16 protein-coding genes are annotated in these 16,652 nt (G+C 58.9%); 3 read left to right on the plus strand and 13 right to left on the minus strand.

The features are described 5' to 3' along the window. Window positions 1-23 precede the first annotated feature (23 nt). From ACR3EJ_RS01695 to ACR3EJ_RS01720, 6 genes are all read right to left on the minus strand, one after another. Window positions 24-158 (minus strand): aa3-type cytochrome c oxidase subunit IV, encoded by a 135-nt coding sequence (locus ACR3EJ_RS01695; RefSeq protein ID WP_010443630.1) that lies wholly within the window; start codon window positions 156-158, stop codon window positions 24-26. A gap of 68 nt (window positions 159-226) precedes the next feature. Then, a complete protein-coding gene (locus ACR3EJ_RS01700) occupies window positions 227-781 on the minus strand; it encodes a hypothetical protein (protein WP_170544715.1) in 555 nt (184 codons plus the stop codon). Then, window positions 768-2,606 (minus strand): glycerophosphodiester phosphodiesterase, encoded by a 1,839-nt coding sequence (locus ACR3EJ_RS01705; protein ID WP_170544718.1) that lies wholly within the window; start codon window positions 2,604-2,606, stop codon window positions 768-770. Before ACR3EJ_RS01705 ends, ACR3EJ_RS01700 begins: the two co-directional genes overlap by 14 nt. A gap of 64 nt (window positions 2,607-2,670) precedes the next feature. Further along, window positions 2,671-3,120 carry a DUF6173 family protein gene (locus tag ACR3EJ_RS01710; RefSeq protein ID WP_170544721.1) on the minus strand — a complete coding sequence of 150 codons (450 nt, stop codon included), beginning with the start codon at window positions 3,118-3,120 and terminating at the stop codon, window positions 2,671-2,673. 4 nt (window positions 3,121-3,124) lie between these two features. Further along, the gene (locus ACR3EJ_RS01715) at window positions 3,125-4,171 is read right to left on the minus strand and encodes an MBL fold metallo-hydrolase (RefSeq protein WP_170544910.1); all 1,047 of its coding nucleotides are present in this window, start codon (window positions 4,169-4,171) and stop codon (window positions 3,125-3,127) included. Next, complete coding sequence (locus ACR3EJ_RS01720) at window positions 4,171-5,874, minus strand: acyl-CoA dehydrogenase family protein (protein ID WP_170544723.1); 1,704 nt, start codon at window positions 5,872-5,874, stop codon at window positions 4,171-4,173. The genes ACR3EJ_RS01715 and ACR3EJ_RS01720 overlap by 1 nt, the downstream gene beginning before the upstream one ends. 132 nt (window positions 5,875-6,006) lie before the next feature. Between ACR3EJ_RS01720 and ACR3EJ_RS01725 the strand changes: the two genes are divergently transcribed. Next, a complete protein-coding gene (locus ACR3EJ_RS01725; RefSeq protein ID WP_170544726.1) occupies window positions 6,007-6,954 on the plus strand; it encodes an L-threonylcarbamoyladenylate synthase in 948 nt (315 codons plus the stop codon). Here ACR3EJ_RS01725 and ACR3EJ_RS01730 read toward each other — a convergent pair. Continuing rightward, window positions 6,951-7,505: a YqgE/AlgH family protein gene (locus ACR3EJ_RS01730; RefSeq protein ID WP_010443623.1), complete on the minus strand. Its 555-nt coding sequence runs from the start codon at window positions 7,503-7,505 to the stop codon at window positions 6,951-6,953. The two genes, ACR3EJ_RS01725 and ACR3EJ_RS01730, sit on opposite strands and share 4 nt — an antisense overlap. Window positions 7,506-7,653: 148 nt before the next feature. Here ACR3EJ_RS01730 and ACR3EJ_RS01735 point away from each other — a divergent pair, with 148 nt between their 5' ends. Both ACR3EJ_RS01735 and ACR3EJ_RS01740 read left to right on the plus strand, forming a co-directional pair. Further along, entirely contained in the window at window positions 7,654-8,466 is an 813-nt protein-coding gene (locus ACR3EJ_RS01735) for a protein-disulfide reductase DsbD domain-containing protein (protein ID WP_170544729.1), read from the plus strand. 4 nt (window positions 8,467-8,470) lie between these two features. Then, entirely contained in the window at window positions 8,471-8,905 is a 435-nt protein-coding gene (locus tag ACR3EJ_RS01740) for an NUDIX hydrolase (RefSeq protein WP_170544732.1), read from the plus strand. On the opposite strand, the gene ACR3EJ_RS01745 is transcribed toward ACR3EJ_RS01740, so the two are convergent. From ACR3EJ_RS01745 to ACR3EJ_RS01770, 6 genes are all read right to left on the minus strand, one after another. Next, window positions 8,885-12,286 carry an efflux RND transporter permease subunit gene (locus ACR3EJ_RS01745; protein WP_170544735.1) on the minus strand — a complete coding sequence of 1,134 codons (3,402 nt, stop codon included), beginning with the start codon at window positions 12,284-12,286 and terminating at the stop codon, window positions 8,885-8,887. The two genes, ACR3EJ_RS01740 and ACR3EJ_RS01745, sit on opposite strands and share 21 nt — an antisense overlap. A gap of 5 nt (window positions 12,287-12,291) precedes the next feature. Beyond that, window positions 12,292-13,749, minus strand: a complete 1,458-nt coding sequence (locus ACR3EJ_RS01750; protein WP_170544738.1) for an RND family efflux transporter — start codon at window positions 13,747-13,749, stop codon at window positions 12,292-12,294. Between the two features lie 105 nt (window positions 13,750-13,854). Next, window positions 13,855-14,397: a molybdenum cofactor biosynthesis protein B gene (gene moaB, locus ACR3EJ_RS01755; RefSeq protein WP_010443618.1), complete on the minus strand. Its 543-nt coding sequence runs from the start codon at window positions 14,395-14,397 to the stop codon at window positions 13,855-13,857. A 6-nt stretch (window positions 14,398-14,403) separates the two neighbouring features. Further along, a complete protein-coding gene (locus tag ACR3EJ_RS01760; protein WP_170544741.1) occupies window positions 14,404-15,024 on the minus strand; it encodes a LysE family translocator in 621 nt (206 codons plus the stop codon). Continuing rightward, window positions 15,021-15,620, minus strand: a complete 600-nt coding sequence (locus tag ACR3EJ_RS01765) for a metallophosphoesterase (protein WP_170544743.1) — start codon at window positions 15,618-15,620, stop codon at window positions 15,021-15,023. The genes ACR3EJ_RS01760 and ACR3EJ_RS01765 overlap by 4 nt, the downstream gene beginning before the upstream one ends. Continuing rightward, the gene (locus tag ACR3EJ_RS01770) at window positions 15,617-16,381 is read right to left on the minus strand and encodes a uracil-DNA glycosylase (protein WP_170544913.1); all 765 of its coding nucleotides are present in this window, start codon (window positions 16,379-16,381) and stop codon (window positions 15,617-15,619) included. The genes ACR3EJ_RS01765 and ACR3EJ_RS01770 overlap by 4 nt, the downstream gene beginning before the upstream one ends. Window positions 16,382-16,652: the final 271 nt, after the last annotated feature.

Consider the following 16,652-nt stretch of genomic DNA (forward strand, 5'->3'; position numbering starts at 1 on the left):
GGGTGGTACGCCGCAGAAAATGATCAGGCCGCAAATACCGCCAGGAAAATACAAAGGAAGATACATGCCACCACAAACCAGGTGGTGAATTTGATGAACCCGTCGAAGGTTTTGGTTTGAACGGTGATGTCCATCTCGCCGTGCTTATGTTCAGCCATGTTTCAAAGAATCCCAATTCGCGTGTTTGGAATGCTGAATAATGCAAAAATCGGGGCCTGTCACGACGTCATTCGCGCGCAGTTGGACCAAAGATCGTGCAGCCGGGATAACCAAATCCCCAGCGCCAGGGCAGACCGCTGCACGGACCACCACCAAAGCGTACTGCAAGGAACATTGCCTCGGACGTAATCGAATGGACCGAGCGAATCTGATCCGGCGTCATATCATAGCGCTCAGCATAGTCCGCGGCATGGGTATCACCGTGGGCTTCGACGCAAAGGCGCAGTCCTTCATCAGCAGCAAGACGCGCATCAAAACTGACTTCGGCCTGTGATGCACCACCCGCGTTGTGATAGGCGCGATCATGTGTGACGCAGCAATACTCCCACGGAGGATGCTCTTCGTACAGCAAGCTGAACTTGGGGAAGGTCTCAGCGACTAGTCGCCAACTTGATGATAATCCACCCGAGCAGCCATCGGTTTCAAACGGGGTCAACTCAGCGCCTTCCATCGACTCGACTAACGCCCTGTGCGCGGGCATTTCAACGCTGCGCATCAAGTCCTGCGCATTGGCGGGAAGTACGCAGCAGGCCAAAAGGGCGGCGAGTCTATGGGTTTGCATCGCGCATCTCAGAGGTTTCGATCGAAAGGCCAAAGGCCGTTGCCAGCCACAACATCAACCGCTCCCCCGGCCCCATTTCAGCGCGGACGCGCAACACTTCGCGGGCCATCGCGGGACGGTCGGTAATCAGCCCGTCGACCCCCATCGAGGCCATGGCCGACATTTGCAATGGGTCGTTCACCGTCCAGACATAGATATCCTTGCCCGCATCGTGGACCGATCGGATCAGACCCGGCGAAACCGTTGCCGCGTTCACAGCTACAAAATCGCCCTCAAGCCCCGACAAATTGCCAATCGCGGTGGCGGCCAATACTCCTGCGCGCCAATCCGGGCGCAGCGCTTTCATTTTCTGCACCGCAGGATACTTCAGGGACATGGTGGCGATATCGTCCTGCATCTCAAGTTCTTCGACAATCGCAGCGACGCGGTTTTCCAGATCGACGTCATGGCCGTAGTATTTCAGCTCGATAATGACTTTGGACTTACCTTTGGCAGCTTCAAGCACATCATACAGCGTCGGCGTCCGTTCCGAGGCGTATTCCGGGCCGAACCAACTGCCGATATCGATCTCGGCCACATCCTCCATCGTCGCATCCCAGACCTTGAGCGGCACACCGGCCAATTTCATAAAATCACTGTCATGCGCGATGATAACCACACCGTCTGCTGTTTCCTGAACATCAATCTCGACCCAGTCGGCGCCATCTTCGATCGCCTTCAACACCGCAGCCATGGTGTTTTCCGGCCGTATCGCCGCCGCGCCCCGATGCCCGATGACATCGGCATGGTCGGGCGCTTGAATACGCTCGAGCAATTCCTGCCCGGACCATAGGCCGATCAGCAAAGCAATAGTTGCGCCACCCACAACCGCATAGAGCGGCGCGCGTAGGTTGCTCGGCTCCGGGTGGGGAAGCTCGTTGGCTTGCGTTTCGAAGAACCCATCCAACAATACCGCCAGTGCACCCAGCGCAATTGCAGCGAGCACAAGCCCTGCTAATGACCACAAGCCCGCGACAATGAAGCTGAAAATCAGCGCAAAACGCAGGTTCGCGCTTTCTTGCAACGGCACGAGATCAAACAGCACCCCGGCGGCACCCGCGATGAGCGCCGCAATGACCAGACGGATCGCAAGCCAAAGGGCCAGTTCGATCTTAAGGCGGCCGCGTTTGCCCTCCATCCGATCGGTACTAGTCGCGAAGGCTTCGGCAGGTTTGCAATCTTCAAACAACACCAGATGCAGAGCCAGCGCCCAAGCAGAAAGCCTGCGGATCAGAACCCAGGCTAGGCAGAGCACCACAAAGCCGATCAGCACCACTGCAACCCAGAATGAGGGCGGATGGAAGGTGAGGTAATAGTTGATGTCGTATTCCGTCAGCGTCCACCACGCGATCACGCCTGCCACAGCGACGAAAGGCAGCGCCAGAACCAGCACACGCAGAATGAACCGCGCAGCAAATCCGAAAAGCGCAGGTACACGCGTCAAAATCAGGCGAATCGAAGCGCTGCCCGCGCGCCACGGGTCGTTCTCACCCATTCGCAGCGATCCTGCCATGACAGAGAAAACAAAGACTTCAGCAAGCAGGAACAGGCTGAGCACCGCAACCGCCGCGATGAACCCTGCAGGCGACAGCAAAAACATAGCAATGTCCTGGTCTGTCAATGCGGATTGATCCGACAGTGAAACGGCCAGATTGACGGCAATGGCAACGCCGGGGGCGATCAATGCAACCAGCAACAACCGCACAGCAACATAGACAGGCACAAAAACACGCCGCTGGGCCCAAGCGCCGCGATAGGCGGTTGTTACGGCTGAGAAATTGGTCACGCGGCGCCCTCCTGAATGGTGAACTCATTCAAGGCTGCGAAAGCGTGAATTGCAAGGGTGCGCGTTAGCTGTCTTCCAGATCAGCCGCCAGCCGGAATCCGATGCGATTGGCCGGTTTGTCCTCGACCGTCTTGGGCAATGCGCGCAGCATCACATTCAACTGGCTGACATGCTGAACCAGCTGGGTTTTGGCCCCGCCGCCGTCCGAGCCATAAAAGGTGATGATATCGGGATCAAAGTAGCCCATGCCCTCGATCCGCATGACACCCGCGTCGCCCCCGGTAAAGCCCATGGCAACCTCGTGATCGCCATCCAACGTCTTTTCGAAATTCTGGATATACATGATCAGCCGCTCATAGGCCCATTGAGCAGGGCTCTTGGTTTCGACCGGCTTTTGCAACGGCTTAGGCAAATCTTTGTTACCCGATGCCGCATCGGGGTTGGCGTGTACCTCATAGCAACGGGGTAATGCTGCGGATTCGGCGGCTTCCGCCGATGTTTCGATCTTGTCCATTGCGTTACCCTTTGCGCTGATATTCCCACGCCCCGTCCGCGCGGCGCGTCCGGGTGACCGCTCCAATGTGGTAGAGATGGTTCATATGTGCAACCGCCTCGACCAGCGCGAGGCCGTATTCGCCGCCTTTGATCTGACGTTTGAACAGAGGGGCAAAGCACTCGGCTGCGGTCTTGGGCTGATCTAGATCGCTTAGCAAACGTTCGAGCGCGCCGTGATGGTTGTCGATAAGTTGACGCATCCGGATCGGCAACCCGGTGAAGGGTAGCTTGTGCCCGCCCAGAACCAGATGATCGGGTCGGGCCAGAGGCTTCAGGCGTTCGCAGGCTTCCAGCCAATCAGCAACCGGGTCTGCCATCGGCTCAGTCGCATAGACACCCAGATTCGAGCTAATCGAACTGAGAATCTGATCTCCGGTCAACACCAGATTGTCGTCGCGGCTCCAAAAGGTACAGTGTTCAGGTGCGTGGCCGTTGCCCATGTGGACGTCCCAGTCGCGCCCGCCCATGCGGATCACGTCGCCTTGTTTGACACGGGTAAAGCCCAGCGGCATGGGGTAGACGGTGTCGGCAAAGTTGAAGGGACGTTCAGCCATCCGGCCCGCCAGCACATCCGCATCCATCCCGGCGCTGCGGTAGTAATCGAGCGTTTCCTTCGGCCAGTTCTCCTGCACATCCAGCGTCAGCATGCGGGCGAACAACCAAGCGGTGCGGCTGGTCACAAGCTCGGCCCCGTGTTCGGTCTGGAACCAGCCTGCATTGCCGACGTGGTCGGGGTGATGATGGGTGACCACAACCCGGTGTACTGGCTTTCCGGCCAGAGGCCCTTCCATCAGGGTCTGCCAGATGGCACGTGTTTTCTTCGACGAAAGCCCGGTGTCGACTATCGTCCAGCCATCGCCATCATCCAGCGCATATACATTCACATGATCCAGCGCCATGGGCAAAGGCAGCCTGATCCACAGAACACCTTCTGCAACCTCGACCCATTCGCCGGGTGCAGGCGGTTCAGCCCTCGGATAACGCATCACCTGAGGCCCCTCGCCATCCATCAAACCGCCAACTCCTCAGCGCTGAGCGCATAAAGGTCATCAGCCCCGTTCTGCGCCTGCGCCAGCAAGCCTGTATGCTCGGGCAACAGCGCGTTGATGTAGTAGCGCGCCAGTTTTGCGCGCGGTCCATCGGGATCGGCCAGAGCCGCCGACAGGTGGTAATGCCCCCCCAGCACCCGCGCAAAGGCCTTGAGATAGGCTGACGCCCCGGCAAAGCGGTTATTCATGTCTGATTGCGCAACGATCCACTCTGTGGCTTCACGCAGTGACTCAGATGCCTCCCACACTGGGCCGGCAAGCTCGGGCATTGTGGCGCGGGCTTTTTCGGCCTGATCCTCGATCTCATCCAGCAGGTTCGAAGCCGCCTCACCCCCATCCATCATCTTGCGCGCCACAAGATCCATTGCCTGAATGCCGTTGGTGCCCTCATAAATCGCAGTCACACGGACATCGCGGTAATATTGCGCAGCGCCGGTTTCTTCGATGAAGCCCATGCCGCCATGCACCTGCACCCCGGTCTCAGACACGCGCATCCCGGTTTCCGTCCCGAAGGCCTTGCAGATTGGCGTCAGCAAAGCGGCCCGTGCAGCCCAATCGGCCTCACCCGTGGCCTGCGCCATGTCGATCGCAGCTGCATTGGCCAGCATGATTGCTCGCGCGGTAAATACATCCGCACGCATCGACATCAGCATCCGCCGTACATCCGCGTGGTCGATGATCGTGCCCGAGGGCGTCCTGCCTTGCTTGCGTTCCAACGCATAGGCAAGCGCGTGCTGATAGGCCCCTTCGGCCACACCGACGCCCTCACCACCAACGCCCAGACGTGCGTTGTTCATCATGGTGAACATCGCGGCCATCCCGCCATTTTCTTTGCCGACCAGCCAGCCTCTGGCACCGTCATACTGCATCACGCAGGTTGGGGACCCGTGCAGGCCCATCTTGTGTTCCAGCGAGACGACTTTCAAATCGTTGGCAACGCCAGGATTGCCATTTTCATCGGGGATGTATTTCGGCACCAGAAACAGCGAAATCCCCTTGGTCCCCGGCACACCATCTGGCAGACGGGCCAGAACCAGATGGCAGACATTCTCGGCAAAGTCGTTATCGCCCCATGAGATATAGATCTTCTGGCCCGTCACCGAATATGTGCCATCGCCATTATCTTCGGCCTTCGAAGTCAGCGCTCCGACATCCGAGCCAGCCTGTGGCTCGGTCAGGTTCATGGTGCCCGACCATTCACCCGCCATCATCTTCGGCAGATAGAGCGCCTTCAACGCATCGCTTGCGTGATGCTCCAGCGCCTCGATCTGGCCTTGGGTCATCAGCGGGGCCAGTTGCAGCGACAGGCAGGCGGCGCTCATCATCTCATTCACGGCGGTGGTCATGGTCATGGGCAGGCCCATGCCACCATATTCGGGATCGCCGCTCATCCCGATCCATCCGCCTTCGGCAATCGCTTTCCACCCTTCTGCGTAACCCGGAGGCGTACGCAATACGCCGTTCTCCAACCGCGCGGGTTCCAAATCGCCCGGACGTTGAAGCGGGGCCATGATCTCTTCGCACATTCTCCCGGCTTCGGTCAGAATTGCGCTGACAACGTCATCGCTGGCCTCCGAGAATTTCTCGGTCGCGGCGATCTGGTCAAAACCGATCACGTTGCGAAACAGGAATTCATAGTCTGAGATCGGGGCACGATAGGGCATGGTTTCCCTCTGAGTCTGGCAGTTTGTCAACGTGGGGTTGGAATCCTGGCCCCACGCCGGTATTCATCTGGGCTGGCACGATTACCTACCGTGACCTGAACTGCAAGCAACCAAAACGCGGCGTCACGACCTATGACCATTCTCGGCACTCAAGACTTATCAGCAGATGCCGACAGCATCGCTAAGGCCGCCGACCTGTTGCGGCAAGGGCTGCTGGTCGCCTTCCCGACCGAGACTGTCTATGGTCTGGGCGGCGATGCGCGGAATGGCGAGGCTGTGGCTGCGATCTATGAGGCCAAGGGGCGGCCCAGCTTCAACCCGCTGATCGCCCATGTAGCCTCAACCGAAACAGCAAAAAGGTTTGTTGAATGGACCGATCAGGCCGAGCAATTGGCACAAGCCTTCTGGCCCGGTCCACTTACAATGGTTCTCCCCTTGCAGGATGATCACGGGATTTCATCACTCGTCACGGCGGGGCTGGATACTTTGGCTGTTCGGGTGCCTGCCCATCCCACCGCACGCGCCTTGTTGGCCTCATTTGATGGCCCAGTGGCGGCCCCCTCGGCTAACCCGTCTGGGCAGATCAGCCCAACCACAGCGGCCCATGTCCGAACCGGGCTGGAGGGGCGCATCGCTGCCATTCTGGACGATGGGCCCTGCGGGGTTGGGCTTGAATCCACCATTGTCGGTCTGGCCGGAGCCCCTGCTCTGCTGCGGCCAGGTGGTGTGGCGCTGGAACGAATCGAAGAGGTTTTGCAAACGGAGTTGCATCATCACCAGCCGGGTGATCTGCTGACTGCGCCGGGGCAATTGCAATCCCACTACGCGCCGGATGCGCCCGTTCGCCTGAACGCACAAGCCACACAAGGCGCCGAAGTTTTGCTGGGATTCGGAGATGTCACCTGTGATCTGAACCTTTCAGATAGCAGCGATCTTGCTGAAGCCGCCGCCAACCTGTTCGCGGCGCTACACAAGCTGAATGCAACAGGCCGACCGATTGCTGTTTCACCGATCCCAGATCATGGGTTGGGTGCAGCCATCAACGACCGCCTTCGCCGCGCGGCGGCCCCCCGCGATTAGGCGCGGCCTGCGCTGGCAGAGAGCGTCAGAGGATCAACCCCCAGCGTGGCCAAAGCGGCCTCCCATTTCTCGTCATCCGGAACATCGAAAACAAGTTTCGAGGACGCTTCGGTCGTCAACCAGCCATTCATGGCGATCTCATCCTCAAGCTGATCCGGCCCCCAACCAGAATAGCCCAGAGTCAGCATCGAATTCAGCGGCCCCTTGCCTGATGCCAGATCTTCAAGCACATCGAGCGTTGCGGTCATGCTGAAATCTTCCGCAATTTGCATTGAATGCAGATTCGCATCGTAGTCCGCGCTGTGCAGCACAAAGCCACGCGACATCTCGACCGGGCCGCCGAATTGAACCAGACGCTCCCCAATAACCGGAATGCGGCACGGGATGTTGAGCTGTTCCAGCAAGGTCTTGATCCGCAAATCTGAAGGCTTGTTGACAATCAAACCCATCGCGCCATCTTCGCCATGGCTGCAGATATAGACGACCGAATGTTCGAATCGTGGGTCGCCCATGCCGGGCATAGCAATCAACAGTTTTCCCGTAAGGTCCATCAGCAAACTTCTCTTGCGCCATAGGATGACACCAGAATGAACCCGCATGCCGGGGAATGGCAAGGGACCAGCTGGGATTTCTGGGCATTTCACCTAAGTGACCGGAACGTGACTTGGCATTTACGCTCAGAATGCGCATGTTCTGCACATGAAACTGCTTTCGAAATCCGCCGCAGCCGGTCTGACGGCCACTCTTTGCTTTGGCTTGCCTGCGATTGCTCAAGGGGTTGGTAACCTGGTGCAGCTTGAGGTTCTGGACGGTGGCCGGACCGCCAAGGGCACCTATCAAGGCGCTTTGCATCTGACGCTGAAGGAAGGCTGGAAAACCTATTGGCGTGCGCCGGGTGATGCGGGCATTCCGCCGCAGTTCAATTGGACAGGCTCTGGCAACATAGCGGATATCGCGATCACGTGGCCCGCACCGCATGTGTTCGATCAAAATGGGCTGCGCTCGGTCGGGTATGAGGATCAACTGGTACTTCCCGTTGAGATCACACCTAAGAACCCTGCAAAACCCGTTCGTTTGCGCGGTGAGATGGATTTGGGTGTTTGCAAAGATGTCTGTGTACCGGGTAAGCTGGATTTTGACCACACACTGGATGCAAAGGCCGGTCGCCATCCGGCTATCGCAGCAGCCCTTGCCCAGCGCCCGTTTTCCGAGCGTGAGGCTGGTGTAGCGAACGCGACCTGCCACCTGACACCCACTTCGGATGGAATGAGGATCGAAGCGCATATCACCATGCCCTCTGCAGGCGGGTCCGAATTCGCCATAATCGAACCGGGAAACCCGATGCTCTGGGCTTCGCAACCCGAAACACATCGTCAGGGCAAAACCTTAATCACCAGTTCCGAGGTCATCAGCGCCTCGGGTGGGCCGTTTGCGCTGGATCGGTCTGAAGTGCGAATCACTGTGCTCGGGGCGAACCACGCTGTAGACATACAGGGATGCAGCGCAGGCTGATCGGATGAGTCAAACTCCTAAGATTGGCGCGTTGGCCGTAGTTGTTCATGAAAATCAGGTGCTGTTGGTTCAGCGCAACAAGCAACCCGACGCAGGGTTGTGGGGTTTTCCCGGTGGCCATGTGGAATGGGGTGAAACCGTTTTGGCCGCCGCCGCCCGTGAGCTGCGGGAAGAGACGAGTGTGATTGCCGAACCGATGGAGTATCTCGATAATCTGGATTTGCTTCTGCACGACGGCGAAGGGCTGATCCGGGCGCATTATCTGTTGGTTGGTGTCGCGTGTCGATACACGTCGGGTACGCCGGTTGCTGCAGATGACGCGCGGGACGCGCAGTGGTTCCCCGTCGATCAGATCAAAGCCTGTGACCTTCCCATGAGTAGCCGCGTACCCGACCTGCTGCAGCTTGCGGTCTTGCGATCAAGCCTCGGCGCGACCTGACAATCGGGCGTATAACAAGCTCGACAGCAGCACTCCCAACAACAGGATCACCGTCGCTCCGGCGGCAAAGACGCCAAAGCCCAATTGCAACACAATTGGCCCATCCGGGGCTGGGTAGAAGTCTGAAAGCAGCACCATCGGTTCACCCGTAACGGCGGGCCAGATCATTGATAGCCCTAACCAAACCGCCAGCGCTGCGCCTGTTGCGCGAACGGCTGTGCGCACCACTCGATCCGGCGCTCGTAAGGCACGCCGCATCGCAGTCATCGGACGTGAGACATCGTTCAGGATCGCCAGCAGAGCGGGTACCAGCAACAGGATCAGCACCATCCCGAAGCCCAGCCCGTAGACCAGTGTGATCACCGTTGGCTTCAAAAACTGCGCCTGTTGTGAGCTTTCGTACATCAAAGGCGTCAGGCCCAGCACAGTGGTCAAGGTGGTCAGCATCACCGGTCGCAGCCGGTCAGCGGTGCCTTCAACAATCGACGGTACCAGCCCACGTTCCTGTTGATACCCATCGATCGTGGTCACCAACACAATCGAGTCGTTGATGATGATCCCGGTCATACCCAGCAGACCGACAACGGTGAACATGCTCAGCGGCACATCCCAAAGGTAATGCCCCCAAATCGCGCCCACGAGGCCAAAGGGTATGATCGCCATGACCACCAAGGGCCGCGTCCAGCTGGCAAAGACCCATGCCAGAACCAGAAAAATCCCGGTCAGACACAGGATCAGCCCGGTGCGCGCCTCTGAGAGGAACTCATCCTCCTGTTCGCTCAGACCTGCCATGCGCCATTCAACCTGACGTTCGGAGGCAATGTTGGGCAGGATTTCCTCCTGCATCGCACGAGCAATCTCGGCGGCTTGCGCCGGATCATCCTCGGAAATGTCGCCGTTCACCGAGATCACGCGCAGGCCATTTTCGCGCCGGACCGTCGAGAATCCCGACTTTCGCTCGACCGAGACAATATCGGCCAGCGGAACGTAGACACCATCAGGCGTCCGCATCAGCGTGCGTTCCAAAAAATCAGCTGTCAGTTCGCCCTCGGGCAGTTCGATCCGAATCTCGGTGCTGCGCGGTCCATCCGGGAAAGTAGCGGCCTCGATCCCGTTCAGTCGGTTTCGCAATACGCGGCCAAGTGTTTCGATGCGGAAACCCAGCGCCTGGCCCTGTGCCGTCAGATCCAGAATGAACTCTTCCTTGTCATACGCCAGATTATCCTCAAGCGCCGAAACTTCAGTGTATTTCGACAGCTCGGCCTGCAAATCTTCGGACGCGGATTTCAACGTGTTCACATCGGCGCCGTAGAATTGCACGTCAATTGCATCGCCACCGGGGCCCGAGCGCCAGCCGCGGAAACTGAGCAATTCGACCTTCGGATGGCGGGGGACAAAGTCCTGTAGCTCACCCACAAACTCAAAACTGGAATAGGGGCGCAGGTCGGCATCAATCAACTCGATCGAGATACCGCCCAGCAGATCGCTGTCCTTCCCATCCGCCGCACGCAACCCCCATCCGGCCGATCCACCTACTTCTGCCAGAACATAATCGATGGGATTGCGGCCATGACGCTCTTCGTAGATCTGGCCCAGTTCTTCGGTGGCCCGCTGGACCATGTGCATCATTTCAAGCGTCTCCGCACGTGTGGCACCTTCAACCATGATGAAATTGCCAGTGACCGAGCCGCGTTCTGGCGCATTGAAGAAACGCCAGTTCACATCCCCCCGTATGAACAGAGCGATCTGGCTGGCCAGAACGACAACCATCAACGCAACCACCACGTAGCGCGCCCAGATCACCCACGCGACCAGCGGGCGGAACAAATGATCCCGCACCCAGCGGAATCCCCTGTTTACGACCCGGTTTGGCCAGTCATACCAATGTTCCTTGGCCGAATGTGCGATGGCATGGGCCATGTGGTTCGGCAGAATCAGAAAACACTCGATCAATGAGGCAATCAGGACTGCAATGACGGTGAACGGAATGTCGCGGATCAACTCTCCGAACCGGCCACCAATCGCGGTTAGCCCAAAGAATGCGATGACGGTTGTGACGGTTGCGGCAAACACCGGCATCGCCATCCGCCGGGCAGCGCGTTCGGCAGCAACCATCGGTGCTTCGCCCAGCCGGCGAGCACGAAAATCGGCATGTTCGCCCACCACAATGGCGTCATCGACCACGATGCCCAGCGTGATGATGAGACCAAACAGAGACACCATGTTCAGTGACAGCCCGCCCAGATACATCAGAGCAATAGCCGCTGACATCGCAACCGGAATGCCGGCGGCCACCCAAAATGCGATCCTCGCGTTGAGGAACAGGAAGAGCAGGCACACCACCAGTCCCAGACCCAAAAGACCGTTGTCCACCAGAATATCCAGACGGTCGGTGATGGCTTGCGCCCGTGTGCGGATCAGCTCAATCGTGATGCCTTCGGGCAGGCTCGCCTGCATCTGGGCCACTACATCCTCAACATCGCGCTGGATGCCAATGGCGTCGCCAAGATTGGAACGATCTACGCGGATCGACATTGCAGGATTTTCACCCACGAAATAGCTGCGATTGCGCGTAACGCCCTCGACCCTGATTTCAGCCACATCCCCTACAACAAGCTTCGAGCCGTCTGCAAAATTGCGCAGGGCGATGCCCTCAATTTCTTCCGGGGTGCGTTTTTCTACCCCCGTTCGGATGCGCGCATTGGCGCCCGAGACATCGCCTGCAGGGTTAGCCGTGACCTCGGCAGCGATGGCCGCCGCGATATCCGAGAGTGAAATGTCATTGGCGATCAGCTGTACTGTGGGCACCTCGACCACCACGCGCGGTGCGGCCAAGCCGCGGATCGTCGTGCGCGTGACCCCGGCGGCAAAGAGACGGCTGATCAGTTCATCGGTGAACTTAGCTAATTGCTCGGCCTCGATGGGGCCAGTGATGACCACATCTGTGACACGATCACGCCAGGCCCCGCGCCGAATTGTCGGCTCCTCGGCGTCTTCGGGCAGGTTGGTGACACTGTCAACGGCCGTCCGAACCTCTTCGACTGCGCGGGACATATCCCAGTTTGGTTCAAATTCCAGCCGGACCTGTGCCGATCCTTCGCGCGAAGTTGATTCGGTACTGGCCACACCCTCGACAGCCAAAAGCGCAGGTTCGAGCAGTTGGATTATGCCATTGTCGACATCCTCGGGGCCGGCGCCCTCCCATTCGACATTCACATCGACGCGTTCAAGGATCACATCAGGAAAGAACTGCGCCCGCATGTTGGGGATCGCCGCGATGCCCAACACCAACATGACCAGCAGCAACAGATTGGCCGCTGTCCGATGCCTGGTAAAATAACTCAGGATACCGCCTGCCGCGCTGGGAATTTCGCGGATCATGGCGCCTAACCCCCGGCCCGATTGTCATCAAGACGGCGTACAAGAGCGGCAGGTACTTTTACCTCGCTCAGTTGACCCAATACCTGGTCCTTATCCGCCTGTGACATCCCATCGCTGGCCTCGACCTGTGCGACAAGTTGAGCCCGCTTTTCGTCGGAGAGTTCGACCATGCCGGGATCAACTTCGGTGCTGGCTTCAACCCGCAGAGGCCGGACGCGAACGCCCGAACCCAACAGAGGCGTCCGTCCGATCACTACTTCTCGACCCTCCAGACCTTCACCGCGCAGCAATACTTCATCTCCTTGACGACGGATCAGTTGTACCGCCAAAGGCTCCAACCGATCGTCCGGACCAAGCACCAGCACGTTGCCCGCTGCATCCAGAACAGAGGACGGCAGACGCACAACATTCTCCAGCGGTTGTTCCTCAACCGAAACGGTGACGAAATCCCCTGGTTTGAAACCTGGCGCATCATCGAGGCGGGCATAGATCAGACGCCCGGTCTGCCCTTCACCCGCAGCACCGCTGTCGCGGCTGATTTGGCCCTTGGCGATCAGATCGGTCCCAGTGACCTCTAGCGACACGGTAACTGGTGCGGAAATCAAGCCGCCTTGCGCGTCCAACAATCGCACATATTGCGCGGTCGAGACCCGGAACGCGACCTCAAGCGCGTTGGGGTCCACAAGTTCAGCCAGCTTTTCATTGGCCGCGACCAACCGGCCTTCAACCAAAGTGACCTCAGTCAACGTCCCGTCAAAGCCGGCGTGGAGCGTCATGTCTTCCAAATCACGCTCGGCCCCTTCCAGCGCGATGCGGGCGCGGGCAAACAGTGTGGTGGCCTGATCAACCCGAGACTCAGCCTGCGCCAACGCAATCCTGCGCGCCAGAACTGCCTGATGAGCAGATGTTGCAGCCAGTTCCGCCTCTTCAACACTGGCAGCCGCGCCAACGCCTCGTGTCTGTAGGTCTTGTTGACGCTGAAGAGCCCGGTCGCGTAGCTCGGCCTGCGCTTCGGCTGATTTCAATTCATCCTGCGCCAGCAGCAGCGAGCGTTCTGCGTCTCGTTCTTCAAATTGGGCATCCAGAAGATCGGATTTGGCGCGGTCCAAGGCTGACTGCATATCAGCTGGATCCAACTCAACCAGCAACTCACCAGCCGTCACGGTGCCACCGTCTTCAAAGTCATCCGCCAGCGACACAACGCGCCCGCCCAAGGCTGCGCGCAGCTCTAGCCGACGGCGACTTTGGATCTGACCAAATGCCTCCAGATAGGGCGTAACGGTTTCTGGTTCGGCGGCGCGGACACTGACGGCGAAAATGCGTTCCCGCGCCTCGGGGGTCTGATTGTCCCGCGTCAGCACATCCTGCACCGCACCCGAGATCATCTGTACAGCCACGATCAACAGGCCCAGCGTCAGAAACGCCAGGAACACACCTACAAGGCTTTGCCGCAGAAATCGCATCGGTCACTCACCTTTGGTCGCACATGCTGTCTTCCGCAAAGGTAGCCGGGTCGCAAAAAATGCCAAGCCACAAAGCGGTTATGATGCGTTAAACGCAGGACCAGTCTACTTCCGTCGCAGATGTTCGTCCAATCTGGGCATTATTTCCACGAAATTGCAGGGGCGGTGGCGATAATCGAACTGTTTCTCCAAAATCGCATCCCACGCGTCTTTACACGCGCCCGGGCTGCCCGGCAGCGCAAACAGATAGGTTCCGCCCGCCACACCGCCTGTGGCGCGGGACTGCACGGCAGAAGTACCTATCTTTTCCATAGACACGATGGTGAACACGGTGCCAAACGCCTCGATCTCTTTTTCATAAACATCCCGATGTGCCTCGACTGTAACATCGCGACCCGTCAGACCTGTGCCGCCGGTCGAGATCACAACGTCGATCTCAGGATCAGCGATCCAAGCACGCAATTGTTTTGCTATCTCAGCGCGCTCATCTTGTATAATCCTGCGATCCGCCACTGAGTGGCCCGCTTTTTCGATCCGATCCACCAACGTCTGGCCCGAGCGATCCTCGTCCAGAGACCGCGTGTCAGAAACAGTCAGGACAGCGATCCGGACGGGAATGAACTTCTTGCTTTCGTCAATGCGTGACATGCGGTGTCAGGCCCTTTCCATAATAGCAAGCCGGAGGGCCAAAGCGGTGAAGATCCCCCCTGACACCCAACCTAGAATACGCGAGGCACGCGGATTGCCGATTAGAATCCGACCTGCGCCGCCAGCAAAAATGCCGACCAGCCCATTCACTACAAACCCGCCGACACCAAGAATTGCGCCATAGATCAGGAACTGCGCCAATACCGAACCCTTCCCTGGATCGATAAATTGCGGGATGAAAGCGAGCACGAACAGAATGACTTTGGGGTTGGTCAGGTTGACTAGCATCCCGTCCCGAAACGCGTAACGGGTGGGTCTGTTCGGTGCGTCGGCGGCGACTGCACCATTCCTGATCGCACCCCATGCGAGATAAAGCAGATAACCCACCCCGACCCAGCGGATCACGTCGAACAGCCACGGCAGGGTAGCGACCGCTGCGCCAAGGCCGAGACCGGCAATCAGAACGTGCACCATACCGCCTGCAGAGACCCCGGCACTTGCGGCAATCGCAGGGCGCGGACCTGCGCGCAAGCCTTGACCAAAACAGAACATCATATCCGCGCCGGGTGTGAAATTCAGCGCCAGCGCTGCCGGGATAAAAGCCAGCAGCGTTACCGTGTCGATCATAAACTCACCTCGAACCAATGCACTTTGGGCCCCAGATTGGCTATCTGTGTACGGCCGATGGTGCCTCGGTAACCCCAGCTGTCATGGATATGCCCGCAAAAGACGAATTTGGGCTGAAGCCGTTCGACTGCGTCTCGAACGGCGACTGAGCCAACCGATTGGCCTTGCGAGGTAGTATCGCCATGCCCTTTAGGTGGAGAATGCACGATCAGGATATCTGTGGCCTCGCACCGATCCAGCAGTTCTGCGGCCTCAGGCTCGGTCAGGTCGCAGGACCAATCGCCAAAAGGCGTGACCGGCACGCCATAGCCCAGCCCAAACAGGCGCAGACCATCAAGTGTCATGCCTGTCCCGTGCAGAACATGCACACCATCAGGCGCGGCTTCTGTCAGTTCCTCGGCGCTTTCCGCATTGCCCGGCACCAGAACCAGCGGAGCCGCAATGCCCGAAAGCATCTGCATCGCTTCATTCAATCCCCGTCGCGCATTGCAAAAGTCTCCGGCCCCAATGACCAGATCAGCCTCGGCACTGGCGGCCACCAAGTCGGAGGCGCGGTTGCGCGCCATGTGCAGGTCAGAGAACGCCAACACCCTCATGCCCCGCCCCTCAGCCGCGCTTGCAGGTCCAGTAAATCGGCCCAGGCCTGTCGCTTCATCTGCGGTTGACGCAGCAGGTAGGCCGGGTGAAACATCGGGATGACCGGCAGGTTCAGCGCCTGATCCCATTTCCCGCGCAGCCGCGTGATACCGCGTTTGCCCAGCACGGCCTGACAGCTGATATTGCCCATCACCACCAGCACCTCGGGTTTGGCCAAGGCCACATGCCGTTCCAGAAACGGCTTCATCATGCCAATCTCTTCCGGCTTGGGATCACGGTTTTGCGGAGGGCGCCACGGCAGCACGTTGGTAATGTAGACATTCTCGCGACGATCCAGATCAATCGCGGCCAGCATCCGGTCCAGCAATTGCCCAGCGCGTCCGACAAAAGGCTTACCTTCGCGATCCTCATCACGGCCGGGCGCTTCGCCGATGATCATTACCCGTGCGCCGGGGGTGCCGTCGGCAAACACTAACTGCCGCGCGCCGCGTTTGAGGTCGCAAAGATCAAACGCCTCCATCGCCGCACGCAATTCGACGAGCGATCCGGCGGTCTTTGCCGCCTGTTTTGCAACTGCTGCGGCGTCGACGGGTTCTGGTTTTTTTGCAGGTTCGACCGCAGCGGGTTTCTTCGCCTTGGACACCTTGTCCGGCAACGCATAGCGATCCACCGGCGCATCGCCGATCGCCTCAGTTGCGCCCAGCTCGATCTGCCATTCCAGCAGCGCCCGCGCGGTATGATGGTCCAAGCCCGATTCCATAACCCTCAATCTAACCAGCTTTTGACCGAGGGAAAGCGAATAGACCTTGCCATGGCACAGGGTCGCACCGACCATGGCGGGGTCATGCTGTCATTTCTGCGATTCCTTCTGATTGCTCTATTGCTGGCATCCTCTGGCGGTTCGGCGAGCGCACAGCTGTTTGACCGGAATACTCAATGCCGCCCCGGACAGTTGCAATGCGGGCGCGGTTGCTGCCCCGCAGGCCAGCGCTGCAGCTTTGATGGCCGCTGTATCCCGCCCGGGCACACCT

Source organism: Ruegeria sp. AB11, from assembly GCF_056536325.1.